Source organism: Mesomycoplasma neurolyticum (assembly GCF_900660485.1).
GTDB classification, from domain to species: domain Bacteria; phylum Bacillota_I; class Bacilli_A; order Mycoplasmatales; family Metamycoplasmataceae; genus Mesomycoplasma_A; species Mesomycoplasma_A neurolyticum.
In genome coordinates this window covers 477,435-502,667 of record NZ_LR214951.1, presented here as the reverse complement: position 1 = coordinate 502,667, position 25,233 = coordinate 477,435, and the positions used below count along the sequence as shown (strand labels likewise).

Annotated in this window: 17 protein-coding genes; 12 read left to right on the top strand and 5 right to left on the bottom strand. The window is 22.7% G+C overall.

Translation table 4 applies throughout. The features are described 5' to 3' along the window. The first annotated feature begins 16 nt into the window (after positions 1–16). The 8 genes from EXC65_RS02085 (at position 17) to EXC65_RS02050 (ending at position 16,524) form a co-directional block, all read left to right on the top strand. Positions 17–8,494, top strand: coding sequence for an ABC transporter permease (locus EXC65_RS02085; RefSeq protein ID WP_129719842.1), 8,478 nt, complete (start codon positions 17–19; stop codon positions 8,492–8,494). Continuing rightward, complete coding sequence (locus EXC65_RS02080; RefSeq protein WP_129719841.1) at positions 8,494–9,345, top strand: ABC transporter ATP-binding protein; 852 nt, start codon at positions 8,494–8,496, stop codon at positions 9,343–9,345. Before EXC65_RS02085 ends, EXC65_RS02080 begins: the two co-directional genes overlap by 1 nt. A gap of 175 nt (positions 9,346–9,520) precedes the next feature. Continuing rightward, positions 9,521–11,074 (top strand): ABC transporter ATP-binding protein, encoded by a 1,554-nt coding sequence (locus EXC65_RS02075; RefSeq protein WP_129719840.1) that lies wholly within the window; start codon positions 9,521–9,523, stop codon positions 11,072–11,074. Continuing rightward, positions 11,067–12,992 (top strand): ABC transporter permease, encoded by a 1,926-nt coding sequence (locus tag EXC65_RS02070; RefSeq protein WP_129719839.1) that lies wholly within the window; start codon positions 11,067–11,069, stop codon positions 12,990–12,992. The genes EXC65_RS02075 and EXC65_RS02070 overlap by 8 nt, the downstream gene beginning before the upstream one ends. 1 nt (position 12,993) lies before the next feature. Further along, complete coding sequence (locus EXC65_RS02065) at positions 12,994–13,923, top strand: ABC transporter permease (RefSeq protein WP_129719838.1); 930 nt, start codon at positions 12,994–12,996, stop codon at positions 13,921–13,923. Between the two features lie 59 nt (positions 13,924–13,982). Beyond that, positions 13,983–14,708 (top strand): class I SAM-dependent methyltransferase, encoded by a 726-nt coding sequence (locus EXC65_RS02060; protein WP_129719837.1) that lies wholly within the window; start codon positions 13,983–13,985, stop codon positions 14,706–14,708. Positions 14,709–14,728: 20 nt separating this feature from the next. Further along, the gene (locus tag EXC65_RS02055; RefSeq protein WP_129719836.1) at positions 14,729–15,613 is read left to right on the top strand and encodes an RluA family pseudouridine synthase; all 885 of its coding nucleotides are present in this window, start codon (positions 14,729–14,731) and stop codon (positions 15,611–15,613) included. Between the two features lie 59 nt (positions 15,614–15,672). Beyond that, positions 15,673–16,524 (top strand): Rho termination factor N-terminal domain-containing protein, encoded by an 852-nt coding sequence (locus EXC65_RS02050; RefSeq protein ID WP_129719835.1) that lies wholly within the window; start codon positions 15,673–15,675, stop codon positions 16,522–16,524. 31 nt (positions 16,525–16,555) lie between these two features. Here the strand turns inward: EXC65_RS02050 and plsY are convergent, their stop codons facing one another. Further along, a complete protein-coding gene (plsY, locus tag EXC65_RS02045; protein ID WP_129719834.1) occupies positions 16,556–17,245 on the bottom strand; it encodes a glycerol-3-phosphate 1-O-acyltransferase PlsY in 690 nt (229 codons plus the stop codon). 13 nt (positions 17,246–17,258) lie between these two features. Continuing rightward, positions 17,259–18,875, bottom strand: a complete 1,617-nt coding sequence (locus EXC65_RS02040) for a TrkH family potassium uptake protein (protein WP_129719833.1) — start codon at positions 18,873–18,875, stop codon at positions 17,259–17,261. Positions 18,876–19,038: 163 nt separating this feature from the next. Between EXC65_RS02040 and EXC65_RS02035 the strand changes: the two genes are divergently transcribed. From EXC65_RS02035 to EXC65_RS02025, 3 genes are all read left to right on the top strand, one after another. Next, positions 19,039–20,199 carry a hypothetical protein gene (locus EXC65_RS02035; RefSeq protein WP_129719832.1) on the top strand — a complete coding sequence of 387 codons (1,161 nt, stop codon included), beginning with the start codon at positions 19,039–19,041 and terminating at the stop codon, positions 20,197–20,199. 166 nt (positions 20,200–20,365) lie between these two features. After that, a complete protein-coding gene (locus EXC65_RS02030) occupies positions 20,366–21,043 on the top strand; it encodes a potassium channel family protein (RefSeq protein ID WP_129719831.1) in 678 nt (225 codons plus the stop codon). Between the two features lie 42 nt (positions 21,044–21,085). Then, complete coding sequence (locus EXC65_RS02025; protein WP_129719830.1) at positions 21,086–21,823, top strand: phosphotransferase; 738 nt, start codon at positions 21,086–21,088, stop codon at positions 21,821–21,823. Between the two features lie 20 nt (positions 21,824–21,843). On the opposite strand, the gene EXC65_RS02020 is transcribed toward EXC65_RS02025, so the two are convergent. Continuing rightward, the gene (locus EXC65_RS02020; RefSeq protein WP_129719829.1) at positions 21,844–22,617 is read right to left on the bottom strand and encodes a leucine-rich repeat domain-containing protein; all 774 of its coding nucleotides are present in this window, start codon (positions 22,615–22,617) and stop codon (positions 21,844–21,846) included. Positions 22,618–22,694: 77 nt separating this feature from the next. On the opposite strand from EXC65_RS02020, the gene EXC65_RS02015 reads away from it, so the two are divergent. After that, a complete protein-coding gene (locus tag EXC65_RS02015; RefSeq protein ID WP_129719828.1) occupies positions 22,695–22,949 on the top strand; it encodes a hypothetical protein in 255 nt (84 codons plus the stop codon). A 34-nt stretch (positions 22,950–22,983) separates the two neighbouring features. Here EXC65_RS02015 and EXC65_RS02010 read toward each other — a convergent pair whose 3' ends face one another. Both EXC65_RS02010 and EXC65_RS02005 read right to left on the bottom strand, forming a co-directional pair. Then, positions 22,984–24,423: a DEAD/DEAH box helicase gene (locus EXC65_RS02010; RefSeq protein ID WP_129719827.1), complete on the bottom strand. Its 1,440-nt coding sequence runs from the start codon at positions 24,421–24,423 to the stop codon at positions 22,984–22,986. A gap of 16 nt (positions 24,424–24,439) precedes the next feature. After that, positions 24,440–25,150, bottom strand: coding sequence for a pseudouridine synthase (locus EXC65_RS02005; RefSeq protein WP_129719826.1), 711 nt, complete (start codon positions 25,148–25,150; stop codon positions 24,440–24,442). Between the last annotated feature and the right edge of the window lie 83 nt (positions 25,151–25,233).

The following is a 25,233-nucleotide window of genomic DNA, read 5'->3' as shown; positions in this document are numbered from 1 at the left end:
AGGTTTTTAATTAATTATGTTTAAATTATTTAAAGAAGTTTTTAAATCATTATCTAAAAATAAAATAACTGTTTTTTGTTTATCTATTTTGATATTTTTAACAACAGTTGTTTTTTCAACACTTTTTAGTGTTAAAGAATCTTTTTCTAGATCAATTAAAAATTATAATAATGTTTCAGTTTTACATGATGCAACAGTTGATTTAGACATAAACCTTTTACAAGAAAATTCTCCTAATTTTTATAAACTTGAAGATAAAATTCAAATATATGATAAAAATTCTAAAGAAAGTAATGAAGAAAAACTTATTAAATCATATAGTGAAGAATACTTTTTAAAAAATGCTGAAAATTTTGAAACATTAAGTCTAAAATACCCAGATAAAGAATTTATTAAATTATCTGATTTAGGTGTTGCAGATGAAAATAAAGACTATTATATATCTTCTTATGAATTTAATTTATTGTTCGAAAATCGTAATTTTAAAGATTATAATTTTTTAAATTTCGATTTTCAAAATATAAATAATGCATTTTTTCAAGCTGGTAGTGCTAATAAACTTTTAGTTTTATATGAAAAACCAGATTTTTCTAAAAAAGTGGAACAATATTCAACACTAGAAAAAAATTCAGATATTAAGCTAGACCGTAAATATACTTTTGGTGAAATTGTAAATATTATTGATAAAGGTGGTGTAAATACTTCATTAATTGGTGGCTACACTGATGGTAGAATTAAATCTATTAACAAAATGAGTATTAATTTAAATACACGTGAAGCTAGTTTTGATGCTGAAAAAAATATTGAATGAAAAAATCAAGGTGTTTTAAAAGAATTAACAGAAGATGAAACAAATAAATATCTTCAATTAGAAAAACAAAATGATGGAACTTATATTTTAAGTTATGGGAAAGATTCATTATTATTTAATTGAAATGATATAGGTTATTGAGATAGTAAATCTTTTTTGAATGAAGCGGCAAGAGTGATAAAACCTGAAGGTGAGATTAAAACTCGTGTTTTAAAATATTTAGGTGATGATGCAACTAGTTTAAAAATCCCAAAATATTTTTATTTTAAACCTAATTTAATATATACAATTCCAAAAAAATGAATTCAGAAAATTACCAAAAGCATAAAATATATAAAATATAATTATGTTTTGCCAGATTTAAATTCTTTAGCAAGTGAATATAAAAATATTGTCGAATATTTAAAATTTTTAAAAACCCACAAACCAGATGAATTTAAAAAATTTGAAAATTTTTATTATTGAAAAAAAGAAGTTACAACAATAATAAATGGTGAAAAAAAATACTCAGAATTTAATATTTCTAAAAATGATTTATTAAAACAAATCTATTCTATTGATGATAAAGATAAAGTAACTACAATTGCTAGTATCGAAAATTTAGGAAATGAAAATAATATTGATTTAATTAGTGATTTTGATTTATCACAATTATCAAATGATAAAATTGCAAAGCAAAAATATCAGCAAATTTTCATTCAAACAGCGAGAAATTCAGATGAAATAGTTTATTCATATTTAACAGAAACACAAAAAAATAATGCAAGTAAATTTGTAGATAAAATTGGAAGAAGAAAATTTAGAACTGTTAATGCCACTGATAGTACATTAAATAATAAAGAGATTGTTTATCAATTTATAAATTCTGGAATTTCTAAAGATCAATTTAATATTTCACAAAAAAACGAAGTTGGGAAACTTTTTTATGAAAATAATATTAATTCACAAAATTCAAGATTATTTATTGAAAAAAGTTTAAATACAGAAATTGCAAAAGATCAAATTCCTGTTTATTTTATTCCGCAAATAATAGAAAAAATTTTCCAAGGTTTTAACACTGACCCTGAATATATTGATATTGAAGTACACTTTATAAGTAGAAAAATTTTGAGCGAAAATGGACTTGATTATATTCCAACTCCTGCAGAAAAAATTATTTTATTAGAAAAAATTAATAAATTAGGGGAAAATAATAGTATTTTAGAGTATCAATATGCAATTGGACAAAATGAAGATAAAAACTATTTAATATATAGAAAAAAATTCAATACTGATGATTGAGAAATTTTTAATTATGAAAATAAACAATATTTAAATAAAATAGAATTATCTGAATTTTTACAAAAAAATAATTTTACTTTGAATGCTAAAATTGGACAAAATGGTTGATTTAAACAAAGCTTAGAGTCAAAAGATATATATTTTATACCTTTTGTTTATAGAGTGCCGGTTTCAACAGCATTTGATGAAATAAAAAAAGAAAAAAAGGCAGATCTTTTATTTAACACTTTGTTTGCAGCTTTAAAAAATAGTGAATTAGTAGAATTTAACTTTATTTCAGAAGAAAATTTAAAAATTTTGTTAGATAGTTTACATTTAGCATTTATTAAAACAGAATTTTATAAATTTTTAACTGATAGTTCAAGTGATATACCATCAATTAGAAGATTACTTTTTGAAACATTTTATTATGCAACATCAAAATATGATGGAAACTTTTTTGAAAATATTATAAGTGATTTTTTTAAAGCTATAAAAATTCAATTAAATAAATTTAATTCAGTTGAAGATCAAAAAAATTACATAGAAGAACAAATACAAACAATTAATGAAATTTTAAAAATTTTTCATATAAATGATTTAAATAACTTTTTAATATCTGTTGATTTACAGACAATTTTGAAAACAATTAAAGATCCAGTTGCTTTTTTAGATGCAATGAAAAATATTTTATTATCAATCGATTATAAAGATTTCTTTAAAAAAATGCATACCTGAGATTTAACAAAAGAAAATAAATTTAAAGAAGAAAATGGTAATAAAATTTATTATGTTTTTTCTATATATGATTTACTAATACCACTTTTAGAATCAATAAATTTTGATAAATTTAAAAGAGCAGTAAATAGTTTGATAGATGAAATATCATTTAGTGATTTATTGTCGACAAAAAAAGTTGATAATGAATATCAAGGTTTATTACTTAAAGAACTTAGCAACAAAAACCCAGATAAAAAAGACATTCTTGATCAAGTGGCAACTGTTTTAAATAAATTAAACGGAAATGAAACTAATGATCCAAAACAAGATTTTAATAATATTGCTAGTTCAATGAAAAACTTAATAAAAATTTTAGATATTGATGTTTTACTTAAATACATTAAAGCATCACAAGAAAAAAGATATTTTTATGACGATAATAGAAAAAAACACTATGAAGAAACAGTTATTAAAAAAAGTGATTTAATTACTTCTATTATTATTTCTTATTTTAAAGATGAAAATAGTCAAGAAACATTCAAGAAAAATTTAATAACTCTTTTAAATGCATCAGGAAAAACTGAAAAAACTGGTGAAAGTAAAAATATAGTAATTGGTACAATAGATGTTTACTATTCAAAGCCAGTTCAAGATGATAAAAAAATAACTATTTTTGATCTTCAAGCTTTTGGTGCATTAGAAAATCACAATATTAAAACCACTTTAGAAAAATTAAACAAATTGTTAAATTCTTTAGAAAAAGCTGAAAAAGAAAAAATTGTTAATATTCAAAATTTTTTAAATATTAAAGATGCACAAAATATTAAAGAAAATTGAAATATTGTTCCAACAATTAAAATGGATGATTCATTAAAAACAATGCTTAAAAAAGCTAAATTTTATAAAAAAATTTTAAATTTTTATTCTTTATCTCCAAGTAAAAATATTACTTTTTCAGATAAAATTTTTAATTTAATTTTCAGTGAAAAAGAACTTCAAGGTAATTATGGTTATAATGAAGCAAGAAAAGAAATAATAAATTTTAATAAAAATGTTTTTGAAGAAACACCTGATTATTTTATTTTTAGTTCTAAACAATATTATGAATTTTGAACAAAATTTATGCTTGAAAACAATTATTTTGGCGAAAAAATTTTAGGGCATTTAAACAATGTAATAAGTTTAGTTACAGAAAATTCTCCTATTTATGACAAATTATCTGAAACTAATTTTGAAGTTATAAATATAAAAACTGAAAATTTCAAAGATCAATTAGAAAAACAATTGGGTCCTGTTTCGTCTCTGCCTCTACTTAAAAGTGAAAAAGAAAAACAAATTCAACCCATTCCTATATCATTAGTTTATCCATTTGAAATTTCACAACAAATTTTTAATGATAAAGATACAATGTTGAAATTAGTAAAAATATTGTTTGTTTATTCAAACATTGACAAAATTGAAAATTTAAATAAAAAGCAAAAAGAAGTATTAAAATGAGTTTCTGAAAACTTACAAAAAATTTACGAAGGTGAAGAAAAAGATAAATATCAAAAATTATTTATTCAAAAAATATTTAATGATCCAAATATTCAGAAAATTGAAAATTTAAATAAAAAGCAAAAAAAAGTATGAGAATGAATTTCTCAAAATTGAAAACAAATTTTTAAAGATGAAAAAAGTATTTCAAAATCAGCGGTGCAGATATTTTCTTATTGAAAAATTCAAAGCATTGAAGATTTAAATGAACATCAAAAAAAATTATTAAATTGAATTTATCAAAATAGAGTTGAATTTGTTTATGAACTTGCAAAACTTACTTATTTAAAAAATGAACTAAGCACTAAAGATTATTCAAAAATAGTTGATAACATGATAAAAGTTAATGGTAAACTTGAAGATGAAACCTCAAGTAAAGAAGGTGCTTTAAAAGAGATATATAATTTTGTAAATAATTTAAAAGACGATGAAGAAATTGAAATTTTTAATTCATTTTATAAATCTAATTCTTTTGTAAATAGTCTTTTAATGTTGATGGGATTTCCAAAATATTTATTTTCTTCAGTTGATGTGGCTCTTTTACCTACTGCATTACTTTGATTCACAGCTAATGCTGATAATGAAGTTGCAAAAGATAAAGAAGGTAATGCTAATTTAAAATGAATTATTAATAATAGACTAACTGATTTTGCAAAAATTAAAAAACAAGATGAAAAGAATTTTTATTTAACAATTAAAGAACGTGTTAATTCTATTTTTAATGAAGAAGAATTAAGACTACAAATAAATAATTCTAATTCAACAAAAATGAGTTTTGATTTAACTTATTTGAAATATTTAACTAATAATCTTTTAACAAAAGAAGAAATAGTAAACAATGAAATAGTTAAAAAAGATATAAGAATTTTAAACATTTCACTTAAAAATCTTGTTAACATATTACTTAATTCTGTAACTTTGGTTGTTAATGAAGAAAAATTAGTAGTATTCTATGACCGTAGCTCATATGTTGCTAAAGTTAGTGAAAGCTTTTTATATGCAAACAATAAAGAAGTATATACAGGTCATATTCCTGAAAAAACCACTGATTTACTAGATTTAATTGAAAATAAACTTGATCCAAAATATTTAATTGATGTTTCTGGTTCTAAATTTTTAATTACAGGAATAGATTCGACTGCTGATTATTTATTTCCAGTAATTAATGAAGAAAATCTTCAAGTAAATACAGAAAATCAGGCATTAGTTTATTTAAATGATTATGGATATGATAGAATTAGAAATTCTTTTGCTGATTTTCAAGAAAAAGATTATTTCTTAGTAAAATTAAAAAATAAAAAAGATTTAGCGAATTTTAATGCAAAAATGAATTCATTTTTTGCTAAAAACTTTAGTGAAAGCCTAAATAAAAAAGTTTTTGCTACTCATGAATTAGATTACTTAAATCCAGAGCGTTCATTAAGAGTTTCAACAGCATTTAATGTTATTAAATTTATTTCAAATATTAATTTATATATTGTTGCACTTCTTTCATTTTTAGTTGCTATGTCATCTTTATTTATAACAAAAAGATATATTTCAACAAGAAATAAAGTTATAGGTATTTTGAAGGCACAAGGTTATTCATCATTTCAAATTGCTATTTCCTTTTTATCATTACCTTTAATAACTTCGATAACTGGGACATTTTTAGGTTACTTAACTTCATTAGGGGCTCAAAGTATTGTAAAAAATGCTTTATCAAGTTATTGAACACTACCAAATAATAATTTACAATTTGAATTATTTTTATTTTTAGGTATTATTTTTGCACCATTAATTTTCTTATCTATTATTGTGGTATTTTCTGCTTTATTCATCTTAAGAGCTAAACCAATTGATTTACTCTCAGGAATAAAAGATATAAACATTGGAACAGTTAGTCAAAAAGCAAATTTAATTTTTAGAAATTCAGGACTTAAAACTAAATTCGTTGGTTCATTAACTATTAACTCATTTTGAAAATTATTTTCATTAATGATTTCAGTTATTTTAGCTTCATTTATTTCTATTTTTTCAATTTCATCATACAAAATTTTTGATAAAGCTATTCAATCAACATATGAACATAGAAAATATAACTATAAATTGGACTTAGAAACTCCAACAAATGAAGGTGGACAATACAATACTTTTAGTCAAAGTGAACTACAAAATATTCTTTATTCTCCAATTGGAATAATTGAAGAAGCTAACCAAAATAGTTCAGGTTATTTTGCAAAAGGTAAATCCATAAATATAAATGGAAATGATAGTGTTGGTTGAGAAAAAAATGGTGATCCTCATGCCTTTGAACCACATGCTATTTCCAGAAGTTCATTAAATATAAAAATTGATTCAGTAGTAAGTTTTTCACCTTGAGAATTAGTTTTAAATGCTATGCCAAATAGTCAAAGGTCAAGAACGCTGCAATTCTCAAGAGGAGCAATAAGTGCCCTTGAATTATCACAAGATATTAAGTATGATTCAAAAAAAGATTTAGAATATGTAGGTGAAGATTCAGATAATCCTCAAGATTATTTTGTTTATCAAGAAGAAGACTATAATTCTCCATATGGTAAATTTTGATATAATGAGTGAAATTCACAAAAAGGTATTTATGAACTAAAAGAAATTAACACATCTAATTATCGTGATAAATATCGAGAGTTTTTAATTAAAGGTTATACAAAAATTAACACACCTGCATTTAAAGAAAAAATAAAAACCCCAGAATTTAAAAAAGAATTAATGAAACTTCTTAAAGTTAAAACTGAGCAAGAACTTTTAAATTCTAAACATAGAAATGTTGATGCAAATGAATTTTTTGTAGGATTCCATGGTGTTTTATTTGATGAAACATTAAATGAAAAATATTCATATTTTAATACCAATTACAAAGGTAGAAACTTTAATGTTTATGGTTATAATTCTGAAAGTAAATTTATTCAAATTATGACATCAGATAATATAAATTTACTGAAAGAATTTGAAAAAAAAGAAAAAGTAAAATTAACAAAAAAACAACAAGAATTTTATGATGTCTCTGATAACACAATCTATCCTCTTGCTGTTAATCATGTATTTTTACATAAATATAAATTAAAGTTAGGTGATTTAATTGCGCTTGATATTTTAAACACAACTGATAGGCATCAATTGAAAATTCATAATTTAAAACCACCAAAATATTTATTTGAAATACAAGGAATTATTAACACTAAAATAAATAATGAATTAGTAACAACTAAAGCAATTGTTGATAAATTAACGAGAATGTCAGACAATTTATTAGATGGGGAAGAGGCATTTAATGGTGTTTTATCTTCTGATAGTGTCCCAAGACAAACAATTAATAGTGTTTCATTATATTCACATTCTAGTTTTAGCCCTATTAATAATAAAATTACTACAGATAATTCAATAACTAATGGTGAGATATTTAGAGAACTTTTTACTATCAAAGCTAATGAACCAGAACAATTAGGTTCATTACTTAAATCCGGTATGTCAGAAAATACAATTTATAAAATAATTTTTTATGACAAAATAAAAGATCTGGGTTATGAACAACAAAATCAAAAAATTGAAGAACTAAAAGATACAATTTCATTAGATTATGAAGTATTAAAAAATTTACAATATGCTGAAGAAAAGAAAGAATTTATAAAGCAAGCATTAGAGAATTTTATTTCTATTTATAGTGATAAAGCTTATACAATTTTATCAACAAACGTAAATGCTAAAGAAATTGAAGTTGGTTTTGTATCAGGAATTTCAAAAACAATATCTAAATTAACTCTTTGAATTATTTCAATTTTCTTTATTGTTTCCAACATTATCTTAATAATGATTTCAACAATGATAATTGCTGAAAATGAAAAAAATATTTCTATTTTTTCTATTTTAGGTTACAACAACAAAGAAAAAATAAAACTATTTTTTGGCGTTTATTTCCCGCTTATCATTATTGCTACACTTATTTCAATTCCAATCTTATTATTAACTATTTCTGTATTTAACAGTTTTATAGTTGGTGCAAACTTAATTTGATTAAGTTTAAGTTTAGAATGATGACATATTATTGCTTCAACAAGTATTATTATTATTGTCTTTATTTTAACTTCTATTATTTCATGAATAAAATTAAATAAAATTAAAGCAATTTATATTTTGAAAGGAAAATAATGATTTTTTGAAAGAAAAAAAAGCAAAATGACAATACTATAAAAAGTAGTACAAAAGAAGTTAATATATTATCAAAAAGAGAAGTGGCTAAAATTAAAAAAGCAAATAATAAACCAAAGAAAAAAATAGGAACAATTTTAAGCCAAAATAAAGATGATAATATTATTGATTTGTATAATGTTAAAAAATCATATTTATCTGGTCAAGTTGTAACTGAAGTTCTTAAAGGTGTGAGTTTGTCAATTAAAAAAAGTGAATTTGCAGTTTTATTTGGTAAATCAGGTTCAGGTAAATCAACATTATTAAATATTATTTCAGGTCTTGATCGCGCTTCTGATGGGGAAGTGATTGTGTCAAATAACAATCTAACATATTTTTCTAATTCTAAATTAACCAAATTTAGAAGAGAAAAAATTAGTTTTATTTTTCAAAGCTATAATTTACTTCAAAATTTAAATGGTTATGACAATGTTTTAACAGGTGCTTATTTGCAAAAAGATAAAAGTAAAATTTTAAATATTGATGAATTATTTAAAGAATTTGAAATTGAAAATATTAAATATAAATACCCTTCACAAATGTCTGGAGGTCAGCAACAAAGAATAAGTATTTTAAGAGCATTAGCTAAAAATGCAGATATTATTTTTGCTGATGAGCCAACTGGTGCTTTAGATGAAGCAACATCTAAAATAGTTATGAAGTCATTAAAATATATTAATAAAAAATATAAAACCACAGTTATAATTGTTTCTCACGATCCTTCAATTGCAAAAGCCTGTGATAAAGTAATTACACTTTCAGATGGTTTGATTGAAAGTGTTCATATTAACAAAAACCCTGATGAATTATAATAAAACAATAATTTAAAAATTGCTAAAGTTTAAAAAACTTAAAAGCAATTTTTTTTATAGTTTATATTTTTAAGTATATTAATGTTATTTTGCATTAAAAATGCAATATTTTATTTTGATAATTTAATTTTAATTTATAATTAAAAAATAAAATATAAATAATGAAAGGAGATGTATGAAAAAAGATTATGCAATTGAGTTTATCAACATTTCAAAAGCTTTTGGTAATTTTTATGCAAATAAAAATATTAATATTGCAATTGAAAAAGGAACAATACATGCATTAATAGGTGAAAATGGTGCTGGTAAAAGTACATTAATGTCTATTTTATTTGGTCTTTATAATCCAACAGAAGGTAAAATAAAAGTTAATAATCATAATATTTTTATTCAAAATCCAAATCAAGCTAATAATCTAGGTATTGGTATGGTGCATCAACATTTTAAATTAGTAAAATCTTATACAAATTTAGAAAACATAATTTTAGGTGAAGAATTTGAAAAAAATCATTTTTTAGACAAAAAAATAGCTAGAACTAAAATTGAATTAATTCAAAAGAAATACAATTTAAAATTTGATTTAGACCAAAAAACAGGGAATGCAACTGTCGGAACCCAACAAAAAGTTGAAATTTTAAAAATGCTCTATCGTGATGCTGATATTTTGATTTTTGATGAACCAACCGCTGTTTTAAATCCACAAGAAATCAATGGTTTGTTAGAAACAATGAAAATTTTTAGAGATAATAATAAAACCATCATTTTTATTAGTCATAAATTGAATGAGGTGAAGGCAATTTGTGACAAAGCAACTGTTATTAGAAAAGGTGAAGTAGTTGCACATTTCGATACATTAGAAAATGTTAAAACAAGTGATTTATCAAATGCAATGGTAGGTGAAAAAGTTGTTATGCCTAAAAACATTAACAATAATTTAAGTGATGAAGTTGCATTTGAATTTCGAAATGTTTGGGCTAAAGGGGATAAAAGTGTTGAAGATATTTCTTTTAAAATAAATAAAGGTGAAATTTTAGCTATTGCTGGAATTGAAGGGAATGGACAAGAAGAAATTGAATTTTTAGCTTCAGGACTTCTAAAACCAACAAAAGGTAAAATTTTAATGCATCATCAAACACTTAATGCAAACAAAGAAATAGAAGATACAATGTTAGATATTACAAAGTTTTCTGTTGAAAAAAGAAAAAAACAAAAAATTTCATACATTCCAGGTGATCGTCATAAATATGGTTTGGTTCTTGATTTTAAAGTAAATGAAAATGTTGTACTTAGAAGGTTGAAAGATCCAAAGTTAACAAATAAATTTATTTTATCTTTTAAAAAGATTAACGATTTTTATCAACAAATCGAGCAAGAATATGATGTTCGTGGTGCGAGAAATGGAAGAGCAATTGCTCGTTCATTATCAGGAGGTAATCAACAAAAACTAATTGTAGGGAGAGAAATTTTAACTGATCATAATTTTATTATTGTGGTTCAACCTACAAGGGGATTAGATGTTAAAGCTATTCAAACAATTCATAATAAAATTATTGAAGAAAAAGAAAAAGGTAAAGCAATTTTATTAATTTCATATGAATTAGATGAAGTTTTTGCCTTAGCTGATTCAATTATAGTTATTAATAAAGGAAAAATTTCTGCTAAAACTCCAGCTGGAAATATTACAAGAAATGAAATTGGACTATTAATGGGAGGTGTACAAAATGACTAAAAATTTAGTTAGTGAATCTTGAAAGAAATTTACTACCTTTTTTTGTAAGGAAGAAAAAATAACTACAAGAAGAAAAGTTTTCAACTCATTATGAGCTATTTTGTTTGGTGTTATTATTTCTTCAATCTTTATTGCATCCATTGGTGTTTCACCATTTTCTGTGTTACATGAAATTTACACTACATCAATTTCACTTCAAAAAAATAAATTTATTATAACAATTGCTGTATTTATTTTTAGTTCAATTGCTGTTGGTATAGCTTTTAAAGCTTCAATGTTTAATATTGGAATTCCAGGGCAAATGATGGCTTCAGGAATTATATCTTTTGCTGTAATTGGAGAATTAAGCAAAATGAATAATCCAGATTGATATATTTTAGTTTTAGCGTTTGTTCTAGGAGTTTTAACTTCATTAGTTTTAGGAATGCTTTCAGGAATTTTAAAAGCATTTTTAAATGTTAATGAAGTTGTATCAACAATTTTATTAAACTGAATAATTTTTTATATTATTTCAGGAATTTTAAAAAAATCTAATTTATCATTTGTTACAAATTCAGCAAGTGCTTCAGGTGCTTATTCAACAGAAAAATTAAGTTACACTAATTTTATTAGTACAGAATATTTTGCATATATCATTTTAATTTTAGCAATCTTTTTTGCTTTTTTAATGTGATTTGTATTTAAAAGCACAACATTTGGTTATAAAATTAAAATGATTGGTTTAAACAAAGATGCAACAAGATATTCAGGAGCAAATAGTAAAGCTTTAATTGTTACAGCTTTAACATTATCAGGAACTTTTGCAGGAATTGCAGGATTTTTATGATACATTTTAGCAAAATATAATTTAGCTTTATCAATAGGACCAGAAGCGCTTGGTTTTGATGCGATAGCTGTTTCGCTTCTTGCATATAATTCACCATTAGGTTCTATTTTTACCTCTATTTTCTATTCATTTTTAACAACAGGGTCATTTTCATTACAAATTCTTGATTCAAGATTAGATTCATTTATTGTACAAATTGCTACAGGATTAATAATCTATCTTGCAGCTATATCAGTTATTTTTACTAAGTTTAAGCCTATAGAAAAACTAACAAGATTGTACTTTTTAATTAAAAGTAAGTACTTTTTTGTTGAAAATCGCAAAATGTATAAAAATATCTTAATAAACAAAAAAAATAATCTTTTACATATTTTAAATGAAGAATTATCAAATAAAGAAATAGATTTAAAATATAAAAATGAACTTGAAAATCAAATTTGAAATTTAGAACATTTACTTGAGTTGAATAAAACATCGATTTTTAAAAGCTTGAAAAAACAATTTTATTTATCAATTCAGAGTAATAAACAATATTTTATAAATATTGAAAAACAATGTTACATTAAAAATAATAAAGATTCAAATTTTAATACTAATATAGACAAAAAAATAGCTAAAAATTTAAAAAATAATATTAAATTCTTAGAAAAAGAAAATTTAATATATATAAAATATATAAATTTTTTAACTCTTTTAATTAAATGAAAATTGGTCCCAATTTTTCAAGCTAAAACATTTATTAGTTGTAAATTGTATAAAAAATATAGAAAATCTAAATTAACACTTAATTTAATTAATGCAGAAAATAAACCGAAATGAAAAGAATTAAAAAATCAATTAAAAAATAGTTTTTATAATAAAGCTACTAAAAATTTAACTGATGAACAAAAACTTGAGTTGTTTTGAGAAATGTCAGAAAAAAGAAAAAGTGTCAATAAACAATTATTAGAAAATGGTTATGAAGATCAAAAAATTTTAAAAGAAACATATAAAGTTGAAAAAAATGACTTAAAAAATACATATCTAAAATCAAAACAAAATATTTATAAGTCATTAAATAAATCAAAATTATTAGACTGAGAGGCCGAATAGTATGCAAACTGTATTATTTATAATAGTTCCTGCAATAGTTTTATTTACAATTATTTCACTTTCAGCACTTTCTGGTCTATTTAGTGAAAAAGTTGGAATTGTAAATATTGCTATTGAATCAATGATTATCATTGGTGCAACTTCATATTTAATGTTTAGACAAATTTTTAAAGTAGAATCACCATGATTCCAAATTCCTTTAATGATTATAGCTTCGTTTAGTGCAGGACTATTTGCACTATTACATGGTGTTATAACTATTAAATTAAAAGGTGATCATATAATTTCTGGTGTTGCCTTAAATCTTTTTGCTCCTGCTATTGCTTTAGTTTTACTAAAATTAGTTGGTGTTGCTAATAGATTTGAAGGTTCAATGAAAGAATTGGCTTGATCCTCAAATTCAATTAATGATTGAAAAAATATTATTTCATTAAAATTATTTTTAACTTTCTTTATTTTTATTGTTGCAATTGTCTTGCTTAATAAAACAAAATGAGGACTAAGACTTAAATCAATTGGAGAAAATCCACAAGCTGCTGATGTTGCTGGGATAAATGTTAATTTCTTTAAATGACAAGGGATTTTTATCTCAGGATTAATCGCAGGACTAGCAGGTTCCATTTTTGGACAATGAAAAGGTCTTACTTTTAGTGGGCAAGCTGAAGGGTTTGGATTTTTAGCACTTACAGTGTTGATCATGTCTCAATGAAAACCTTCTATTATTCTTGTTGTATCTATTTTATTTTCAGGTATTTATTCAGCTGGGCTTGTAATGTCAACAGGGCAAGGTGTATTTGTACCCTTGAAAGAATATGGATCATTCTTTAATGCTCTTCCATTCTTTATTACGCTTGTTATATTACTTGCTACATCTAAAAAATCGCAAATGCCAGCTGCTCTTGGTGTACCTTATGATAAATCTACAAGATAATAAAAACTTTAAAAAAACCCATGAAATGTGGGTTTTTTTAGTATAATATAAACTTTATTATGATTAATAAAAATATTAAAAAAGCTTTTGCTAATGACAAAACTATTGCTACATATGTAGATGCTAGTTATAGAATTGGTCTTTGAAAATCAGAAAAAAAAATTTTACAAAAATACTTTGCTAAAAAATCTAAAATTCTGGATTTAGGTTGTGGCACAGGTAGAACTACATTTAGTTTAAGAAAACTAAAATATAATAATATTATTGCAGCTGATGTTTCACCTAAAATGATCCAAGCTGCAGAAAATATTATGAAAAAAACAAATATTAAACAAATATTTAAAATTGAAGATGCATCAAAACTATCATTTGATAATGAAAGTTTTGATAATGTTTTTTTCTCATTTAATGGGTGACCTGGGATAGTTAATTCTTTAAATAGAATTAAAGCTTTGAATGAAATTTATCGCATTTTAAAACCAAATGGTATTTTTATTTTTAGTGCTCATAATAGAGATGAAGAAAAATATAATTTGTTTAGAAATCTAAATTTAGATAAATGTCCTGAATTGAAGATGAAGGAATATGGAGATTTTATTTATAAAAATAAAGAAAATGTTTGTGATTTTATGCATCTTTATACAATAAATGAATTAGCAAATTTAATTTTAAAAAAAACTAAATTTAAAATTTTAGAAATTATCGACCGTGATTTAAATTTTAAAGAAAATAACTATGTAAAGGAGTTTAGTGAAAATACAATTTTTTGAATTTTACAAAAATAATTTATCACATTATAAATAAAATGGAACTTATAGTTAAATATAAATCTAGAATTGATAAATACATTAGTGATAACACTGAAATTTCACGTAATGATGCAAAAAAAATGGTCGAATCTTCACTTGTGAAAGTAAATAATACTATTGTTGTGAGAAAAGCCAATTTTATTGTTGAAAAAAATCAAATAATCACTATTGAAAAACTTTTAGATAAAATTACAAACATTTTACCAGAAAAAATGGATTTAGATATTGTTTATGAAGATGATTTTTTAATCGTAATTAACAAACCATCTAATATGGTAGTACACCCTGCACCAGGCAATTTATCAAATACTTTGGTTAATGGTTTATTATACTATTTCAGAAATAATTTATCAGATATAAATGGCTTAATGCGCCCTGGGGTTTTGCATCGTATTGATAAAGATACATCAGGTTTATTATTGATTGCAAAAACAAATGAAGTTCATATTTTTTTAGCTAATGAGCTTAAACAACACAGAATTAAAAGAAAATATAAAGCAATTGTTGAAAATTTTTTAAATCATGAACTTATGCATATTGATTTGCCAATTGGACGTGACCCTATGAATAGACAGAAAATGGCTATTTTAAAGCAAAATTCAAAAAACGCTATGACTCATGTTTATTTAGAAAAAAATTTTTATTATCAAAATAAACCACTTGCACTTGTAAGGTGTGAATTAGAAACTGGAAGAACTCATCAAATCAGAGTTCATTTATCATATATTAAACATCCTGTGTTAGGTGACCCTTTATATGGTAAGAAAATTGATGATTTTAATCAGAGATTACATGCATATGAAATAGAATTTATGCACCCAAATGGCAAAAATATGAAATTTACAATAGATTTACCAAAAGAATTTGCTATTAGCAATTAATCACTTTAAATTTTAATTATTAAAAAAATGTTATAATTTATGAGTTGAAATGGAGGTATATGATTTTTAATAATTTGTTTAATAACCAAAAAGATTTTGAAACAGTTTTAAAACTTTGAGAAAAAGAGCCGAAAAAATTTAGAATTTGAATTATTATGCAATCAATAGCAATTGCGTTATATTCAATTATATATATAACAACTTTTATTTTATTGATTGTCTCTATTGCAATGAATAAAAATGCACCAGAAGAAAATAGACTTTCAAATATTAACTTTACAATTTTCTTTTTTTTCCCATTATTAGTTTTATCATTGTATTCACATTTCAAAAATTTAAGATTATCATACATTAAAAGAAATTTTATGTATTTAAGTGGGGCAGCTTTATCTTTTTTTTCTTTTATATCAGTTGGTTTTTTAATTTTTCAAGCTATAGTTTTAATGGTTCATAGAGATGTTTTCTTTGCTGCATTAAGTTTTCAAAATAATATTGTTTTTTCATGATTTATGGTCTTATACATAATTTTAACTATTTTTGGAATATCAACATTTTTTATTCACCAAGCTGTAAGAAATATCAAAAAACAATTTATTATAGCAGATCAAAATGAAAAAATTAATCAGTTTAATGAGCTTTTAAAAACTCAAAAACCTGATTTTGAGAACTTTTTTGAAAATATTTTTTCTGAACAAAAAAATCAACCAAAGAACCAAACTAACGATAAGAAAAATAAAAGTCCTGAATCTGGCATTAATGAAGAAAGAGAAAAAGAGACACTAAAATATCAAAAGTTAAATAAATTAACTTTAGAACAACTAAGAAAAATAGCAAAAGATTTAGAAATCTCAGGTTATCAAACTTTAACAAGAGATGAATTAATTAAAATTATTTTAAAAATTAGTGATTAAAAAAATGTAATACTTTGTTGTATTACATTTTTTATTTTCTTTTTAGTGATAATTTATTTTCTTTTTTATTTAATAAACGGACAATATTTGCTTTATGAGAATAAACTACAAAAATGTAACTAACAAGCAAAATTAATGTGTTAATTCAGTATAAAGTGTATTTATCTTGTCAGTTTAAATAACCCAAAGGCCCCATGATAATTCATGGAATAAATGATAACATTATTAAAATAAATGGTGCAACTATTGAACCTAATGAAACATATTTAGTTGTCAAAACAATAGTAAGGAAAATAATTATTCCTATAATTACAATAATGATGTTAATTCCTAGAAATGCACCTAGTAAACAAGCGGCACCTTTTCCACCTTTAAAATTAAAATAAATTGGTCATATATGACCTACAACTGCACCTAAAGCTGAAAATTGTGGAATAATATATTTAAAAGCAATATTATTGTTTAAATGTTTTTGTAATAAAGCAAAAAACATTAGACAAAAAAAACTTTTTAAAATATCAAATATAAAAATAGGAAGTGCAACTTTTGTACCATGTACTCTTAAAACATTTGTAGAGCCAGCATTATTCGAACCCTGTTCTCTTATATCTTTTTTATACTTAAGTTTAGTTAATATAATAGATATATTTATAGAACCAATTAAATATCCTACTACTAACGCAGATAAATTTATTAAAATAATATTAAGTCAAAGCGGCATAAAAAAAACTCCTTTATCCAATTAATATATCTTCTTCTATATATTCTATTTTTCTAACTTTAAAGTTATGATTTCCTCAAATTAAAATTGTTGATGAAATTCCTAACTGTCCAATAAACATTAAAAAAACAATTGTAAATTGACTAGCAAAATTTAATTTATTCGTAATTCCTGTGGAAAAACCAGTAGTTCCAAAGGCTGATGTAACCTCGAATAATAAGTCTATCATATTGTATGTTCTTGTGCTATCATGAGTATCACTTGGTATATTACCACCATATTTTTTAAATGATGTTACTAAAATTATTCAACATAAAGTAATTAAAATAATTGATCAACAAAATACAACAAAAGCTTGTGTAATAGTTGAATCTTTAATTTTTTTCTTAAAAGCATGAGTAGAATTTTTACCTATCATCATTGAAAAAATAGTAATAATAACTAGTGACAATGTCGTTGTTCTAATTCCACCACCAGTTGACGAAGGAGAAGCACCCACAAACATTAAAAATGATAAAAATAATAAACTACCATCTGAAAGATCATAAATATCAAAAGTTACAAAACCAGCGTTCCTTGATGAAAAAACAGAAAAAATTAATGCTCAAACCTTAGATGCTTTTGAACCATAATGAAAAGCTTGTCTTTGTCCAAGATCATTTATGTAATAGTAGTGTTCAATATCAGAGGTTGATTTATTTCAAAATGAATTTGGTCTTTGGTTAGAAATTTCAAAAAAAATAATAAAAGTTATTCCTATAATTACAATAAAAAAGTAACTAAATAAAGATAATTTGGTCAATAAACTAAATTTAAATTCAACTTTATTTCCTTTATTTAACTTATTTTTTAATCAGCAATGTATATCATAAATAACAGGATAACCAATACCACCTATTACAAATAAAATTAAAGTTCATACTTGTAAAAAATAATTGCTATAGTAACCAGATAATGAATGTGCTCCAAAAATATCTAGACCTGCATTATTAATAGATGCAATAGCGTGAAAAATACCATATCTTAAAGAACGCCCTCAATTTTTATATGCACTCTCAGGAACATTTATATCAGGCTTGGAAAAATACAAAATAAAAGCAAAAATTATTGATGAAATAATTATAAGACTAAAAATTATAGTTAGTGAAACAACAATTGTTTCTCTTAAACTTTGGCGATTTTTAGAACCTCTTTCCATTAATATAAGTTCATTTTCAAAAATACTATGTTTTCTTTTGAGTAAAAAATTAAAAAAGTAAATTTTAATAGCAAAAAAACCTACACCGCCGACAATAATCAATAAGGCAATAACTATTTGTCCAAAAATAGTTCAATTTTCATTTGTTGGTTTTAAACTAAGTCCCGTAACACTAAAAGCAGACATTGCAGTAAATAGCGATTCAAAAAAACTACTACTTTTTTTCTGAGCTCATGAGCTATAAAGTAATAATGTCCCAATGAAAATTAATAAAAAATAAATTAAAAATAAAAATCTTATTTTCCCGATTACTCTTATAATTGTTCATAAAACATTAGAAACATTTTTATTCAAATAATTTAATTTATAAAAAACAATATTTCGAGAAATATTATTTTTTATTTTTTTTCATATTTTTTTCAGTCAATTCATAAAAACAAAAATAATTATATTATTTTTTTAAAAAAATAAAACTTATTTATGAATAAATTGACATTTTTAAAATAAAAATAGCAAAAAAATAAAAAAAATGATTTTATATTTAAAAAAAATATTTTTTAGTGTAAAAAAATATTAAAGCTGTTAAACTGTAATTATGATTACAAATGAAAAACAGGTATGAGCAATCCAAAAAGACATAAGTGAAAAAGTTCACTTTTTTTCACCATTAGCTAAAAAAATTAAATTAATGAATTGAAATGAAATAAGCCCTTCATATTCATGATTTGAATTTTATACAATAAATAAACAAAATAAAAAACACAAAACATTTAGAGTCGATTTATTATTTCCTTCATTTTTATGAGATTTTATTTTGGACAAAGTTTTAAATAAAAATCTTGAAATAAATGGCAAAAATAAACGTTTTAATGGTGCTAATATAGAAAAATATATTTTTCAAAATAAAGATGATGTTTTGAATCATTTTAATAAAAAAGTTGATGATTATGAATGAAATCATTTTATAGATAGTTTAAAAACCCAAGATCAATACACAACAAAATCCAAAACAAAAGGTTGATATGGTAGCGGAGTTTTAAGAAGGTTTTATATTCCAACAGATAAATGGTTTAGTAAAAATAAACATAGTGAAATAGATCAAAGTATAATAAACGAACATATAACATTAGTTACTTTTTTATGATATAAATATACAGAAAAAGATTTAAGAATATTTGCTAAAAACTGATTAGAAAAACATTTAAGTAATTATTTAGAGAGTGAATGATATATAAAATTATCTAATAATGATTTTGTTTTGGATATAAATTCAACATTTAAAGAACCAAATTATTTCAATCAGCGTGTCACAGAAAGAATAATAAGTGAAAAAGCTTTTTTTACAAGAAAAAAAATAAAAATTCCAAAAATTGATTATGTTAAAAGTAGTTCAGCAAGTATTGAAGAGGTTAATAAGGTAATCTTAAACTATATAATTAAACAAAAACTAAAAATTCAAGACTTTACATTTTTTAGTGAACATTTATCTCTAGATAATTTAAATGATTTTTCTCATAATAAAAATTATTTTTTATATTTAGAATTATTATCAACTGATATTGAAAAAAATAAAAAAATTAATTTACAAATTTCTTTTGAAAACAATTTGATTTTTTTAGATAATGTATCATTGTTAAACAAAGAAACAATGACAAAGTATCAAAAATATTACTATTGTGAATTTAAAGAAAATTCACAAAACCAAAATTATATAATAAATTTAAAATGAAAAATTAGTGAAAAAATAAAATATTAAATTATTTTATTTTTTTTATACTATTTTTAAGTAAAAATTAAATTTATGCTTTTATTGTTTGTTTTTTTATCTAATATTTAATTTTTAATTAATTTATTATATAAAATTTATATAAAAAAATCAAACATTTTATTTATAATTATTTAATAATAATTTTGAGGTGTTTATGTTTAAAAAAAATGAAAATAAAAATATATGTGTTGTTGGAGTAGGGAGATATGGGAGAGCTATTATTGAGCAACTTTATAAATTAAAAAAACAAGTTATTGCAGTTGATAAAGAAGAAGCAACTCTTAGAGGTATTAAAGAATTTGTTGTTGATTCTTACGTGGCTGATGCAGCGGATCCTGAAGTTTTAAAAACTATTGGTCTTGATAATATGGAAACATTTATTGTTGCATTATCAGAAAATATCGAAATCATAGCATCACTATTAGAATTAAATGTTAAAAATATTATAGCAAGAGCTAGTACGAGATCACATGCTAGAGTTTTAAAACAAATTGGTGTAGATGTGATTATTTTACCCGAAGAAGAAGCTGGTGTTCGTACAGCGTTATTAGCAGCACATAAAAGCTTTATCAAATTTACTGAAACTTTTCAAGAGTTGGGTGATGGCTATGTGGTTGGGTCAGTAGTTTTAAACAACACTAAATTTGACAAATTGTCTCTAAAAAATTTAAATTTTGCAAAATATAATGTAATTATTGTTATGGTCAAAAGACAAAACCAAAGCTTCTTACCAGATGGTAATTTTATTTTAAATCAAAATGATTTAATAACAATAATAGGCAAAGTTCAAAATGTTACACAAGTATTTGAATTAGTTTCGCAACAAATTTAAAAATCTTAATATTAATTTTTTATTTTTTGTTAAAATAAAAAAATGAAAACAAAAATAGAGGCTGGTTATACTAATATTTCTTATAAAGAGAATAATACATTTTTCCAAATTAAAAAAGAGAACAAATTTAATCATAAAATTGACTATAATCTTTTAGAAAATTTTGATTTTGTACCAAAATTAATTGAAAATACTAAAGAATCAATTAGATTTGAATGAATTGAAGGCGAAAAATTACAAGTAAATGATAGCAATATTAGAAATATTGCTCAAATTATGAAAAAAATTCATAATTCCAAATTACCTTTTCCACAATCTAATCATGCTGCTAGAGTAAAACATTATCAAAATATTTTAAGAGAGAGAAACATTAATATTCCTGTTATTAATGAATATTATAGAAAAATAAACTTAATTTTAAAAAATATGAAAAAAGATACCCCTCTTCATAATGATTTATGGCCACAGAATATGATACAAGATGGAAGTGGTAAAATTTGATTAGTAGACTGGGAATATGCAACTAAAGGTGATAAACATTTCGAATTAGCATACTTTATTGAAGCAAGTAATTTAACAGATGAACAAGAAACAATATTTTTAAAAGAATATGATGACTATGATTATGAATATGTTTTACAGCATAGAATTTTAGTACTTTATTTAGTTATTTTATGATGTAATTCACAAGACGTTAAACCTTTTGATGACCAACCATTTATTGATAGAATAAAAAATGTTTCACAAATTTTAAAAGCAAGAAAGAAAGAATGAAAATAAAAATATAGACTTATATTAGTCTATATTTTTATTTCTTTTATTTTTGTATTATTTGAAATTTTAACACTCAAATCTTTAATAGATAAACTAACTTTTAATAAAGATTTAATCGCTTTATTCTTTTGTGGAGTTTTATAAATTATTTTTTTTAAATTGTAAAATTCTTGATATTTTGTAAGATGAGTCAATAGTAAATGTTTAAATTTTATTTTTTTATTATTTTGTTTATTTGTTTCATTTATATTTATAATAATTTCATTTATATTTTTTATTTCACCTTCACAAACAACAATATTTCTAGAATTATTAAAAATAATTGTTTTTATATTGTTGTTTCAAAATGGTAAATTTTTAACTTTAACATTTTTTTTGTAAAATTCAATATTTTCAATAAAATTATCGGCAAAACTTCCTTCACCGATGAAATTAATCCCTTTGTTAAAAACAATTTTTTTAAGTTTATTATTAGCAAAAGCAAAATCATCTATTTTTTCTAATTGTTCATTAAAATTAACATTTTCAATTAAATTATTTTCAAAAGCTGACTCTGAAATAAATTTTAATTTTTTGTTAAAAACAACTTTTTTAAGTTTATTATGGGCAAAGGCCCCAATACCAATTATTTCTAGATTAGGAGGTAATATAATTTTTTCAAATAAAAATTTTGAATTTGTAAAAGCAAAATCATCTATTTTTCTTATATTTGTAAAATCACTTAAGTCTAATATTTTTTTATAATAATATTTTTTTTCACTAAAAATTTTATTTGTTTCATTATTTGACAAAATATCCATTTCTTCTCTTTTCTTTATTTTTTTTATTTTTTTACTATAAATATACGATTATTCTATTTAAAATGAAAGGAGGTTTTATGTTAAAAGAAAAACTTAAAAAATTAAATAATGATCAGTTAGAAAACATAGGCGGAGCTGGTTTTGCAGCTATTGTTCCTTTTATTCCTTTAATTGTTAATTCTATAGGATCTATTTTAGCTTCGATAAAAATGTTTACTAGTTCAAGTGGCGAATATAAAACAAAAGATACAACACAAAAATGAAATTCTGATACCAAAAGTAGCAATAATAACAATTCTAGTTCTCAACCAATTTATATCATTCAATATTAATAATAAAACAAAGATAGTTTTGCTTAAATCAAAGTTATCTTTGTTTTATTTTTTTATCAATTTTTTTATCTAAAAATTTTCTTTTCTTTTTCTTATTATCAATTTTTTTATTATCTAAAGTATTTTTTGCTTTTTTAATAACTACACTAGGTTCAGGTGTAAGTTTTATGTTTTTTTCATATTTCTTACTTTCGGAAATATAATCTGCTAAAATAAATGCAAGTTCTTCAGAGTTGTATTTTTTCATTAATTCATCTTTAATAGAAGTATTTTCTAAAGTTTGACTTTCATGTAAAATTTTTTCAAATTTTTTAAAAATTTTATTGTTTCATATTTTTTTTAATTCATTTTCAGCAGGTACAAGTATTTCTTCGATTGTTGAAAAAGTATCAACAGCAATTTTTTCTAAATGTAAAATTTCATCCGGTTTAACAAAAGAAAGAGAATATCCATTTTTACCAGCGCGCCCTGTTCTTCCAATTCTATGTGTATAATATTCAGTTTCTTGTGGTAAGTCAAAATTTATAACTCACTCAATGTGTTCTACATCTATTCCACGTGCCATTACATCTGTGGCAACTAAAATTTTAACTTCTTTTTTTCTAAATCTTTCAATTATTTTATTTCTTTCTTTTTGTAATAAATCACCCTGAATTCCAGCAACTTTAAATTTTAATGATTTTAAAGCCTCGGTTAGTTCATCTACTCTTTTTTTGGTTCTTCCGAAAATAACAACAGATTTAGGGCTGTTTAATTCTAAAAATTTTATTAAAGAAATAAATTTGTTTTTTTCTTTTAAAACAACGAATTCTTGCTTAATAGAATTAGCTGTTTTTTTTCCTTCTGATACAGTAATATTTTTAGCATTATTAGTAATAATTTCGCTAAGTTTTTTTGTTTTTTTATCAAATGTTGCAGTAAAGAAAAAGTTCTGCCTTTTGTAAGGTAAAAATTCAAGAATTTTTTGAATTTCATCAAAAAAACCAACTTTTAATAATTCATCAGCCTCATCTAATGTAAGTGATTTAACATTTAATAAATCAATTTTATTTTTAAATTCTGTTTTATTTAATAAATCTAATAATCTACCTGGGGTTGCGATTAAAATATGTGGTTTATTTTTAAGTGTTTTGCTTTGTTTATCATAGCTCATACCACCGATAATTGTACCTATTTTAATTTCAGGATAGTTTTCTGATAGCATAACAAATTGATCAGCAATTTGATTAGCTAATTCTCTTGTAGGGGCTAAAATTAAATGTTGGATATTTAAATCATTTAAAATTGTGTTTTCAATAATTGGAATTGCAAAAGCAGCTGTTTTTCCTGTTCCTGTTTGTGCTTGTCCAATAATGTCATTACCTTCAAGAGCTAATTTTATTACTTTTTCTTGAATTAATGTTGGTTTATCAAAACCAATATTTTCTAATGTTTTTAGCATTTTTTTACTAAGATTTAAATCTTTAAAATTCATTGTTTACTCCTTATTTTTAAATTAAATTTACTAATTTTTTTAAGTATCTTATTTCTTTTATTGTTAGTTTTCTGTATTCTCCTTTTTTTAGTCCAATATGTGATAAACCAGCAAATTCAATTCTGTTTAGTGATCTTACAAAACAAGAAAAAATTTCAAATAATTTTTTAACATGGTGGTAACTACCTTGTTTTAGTTCAATAATATAAGATTTATTATCTACTTGTTTTACTACTTGTTTTGATGGTTTGTCATTAATAATGACTTTATCACTATTTAAAAAAAGTAATTGATCTTTTGTAAGTGCTTTATCTAATCTAGCTCTATAAACTCTTTTAATCATAAATTTGGGGTGAGATAATCTTTGTGAAAGTTCACCATCATTAGTTAATAATATGGTTCCTGTTGTATTATAATCAAGTCTTCCAATAGGAAAAATAGTAGTTTTTTCATTCATTAAATCAGTAATAATTTGTCGATTTTGTGGATCTTTTAAACTACAAATAGTTTTTTCAGGTTTATTCATTAAAAAATATTTTTTTTCAATTTTGTTAATTATTTGACCATTAACTATAATTTCATCGTTAAATGAAGCTTTTGTTCCAATAGAAGCTATAATTCCATTAACTTGAACTTTTTTTTCTTTAATTAAAATTTCAGCTTTATGTCTTGAAACTAATCCTGATTGTGCAATTATTTTTTGTAATCTTTCTATTTTATTTTTCATATTTGTATTAAATTTTAAATTAAAAGTCAATAAATTTAAAATATTTTTTTTATATATTTATATAAAGATAATTATTTTTTATC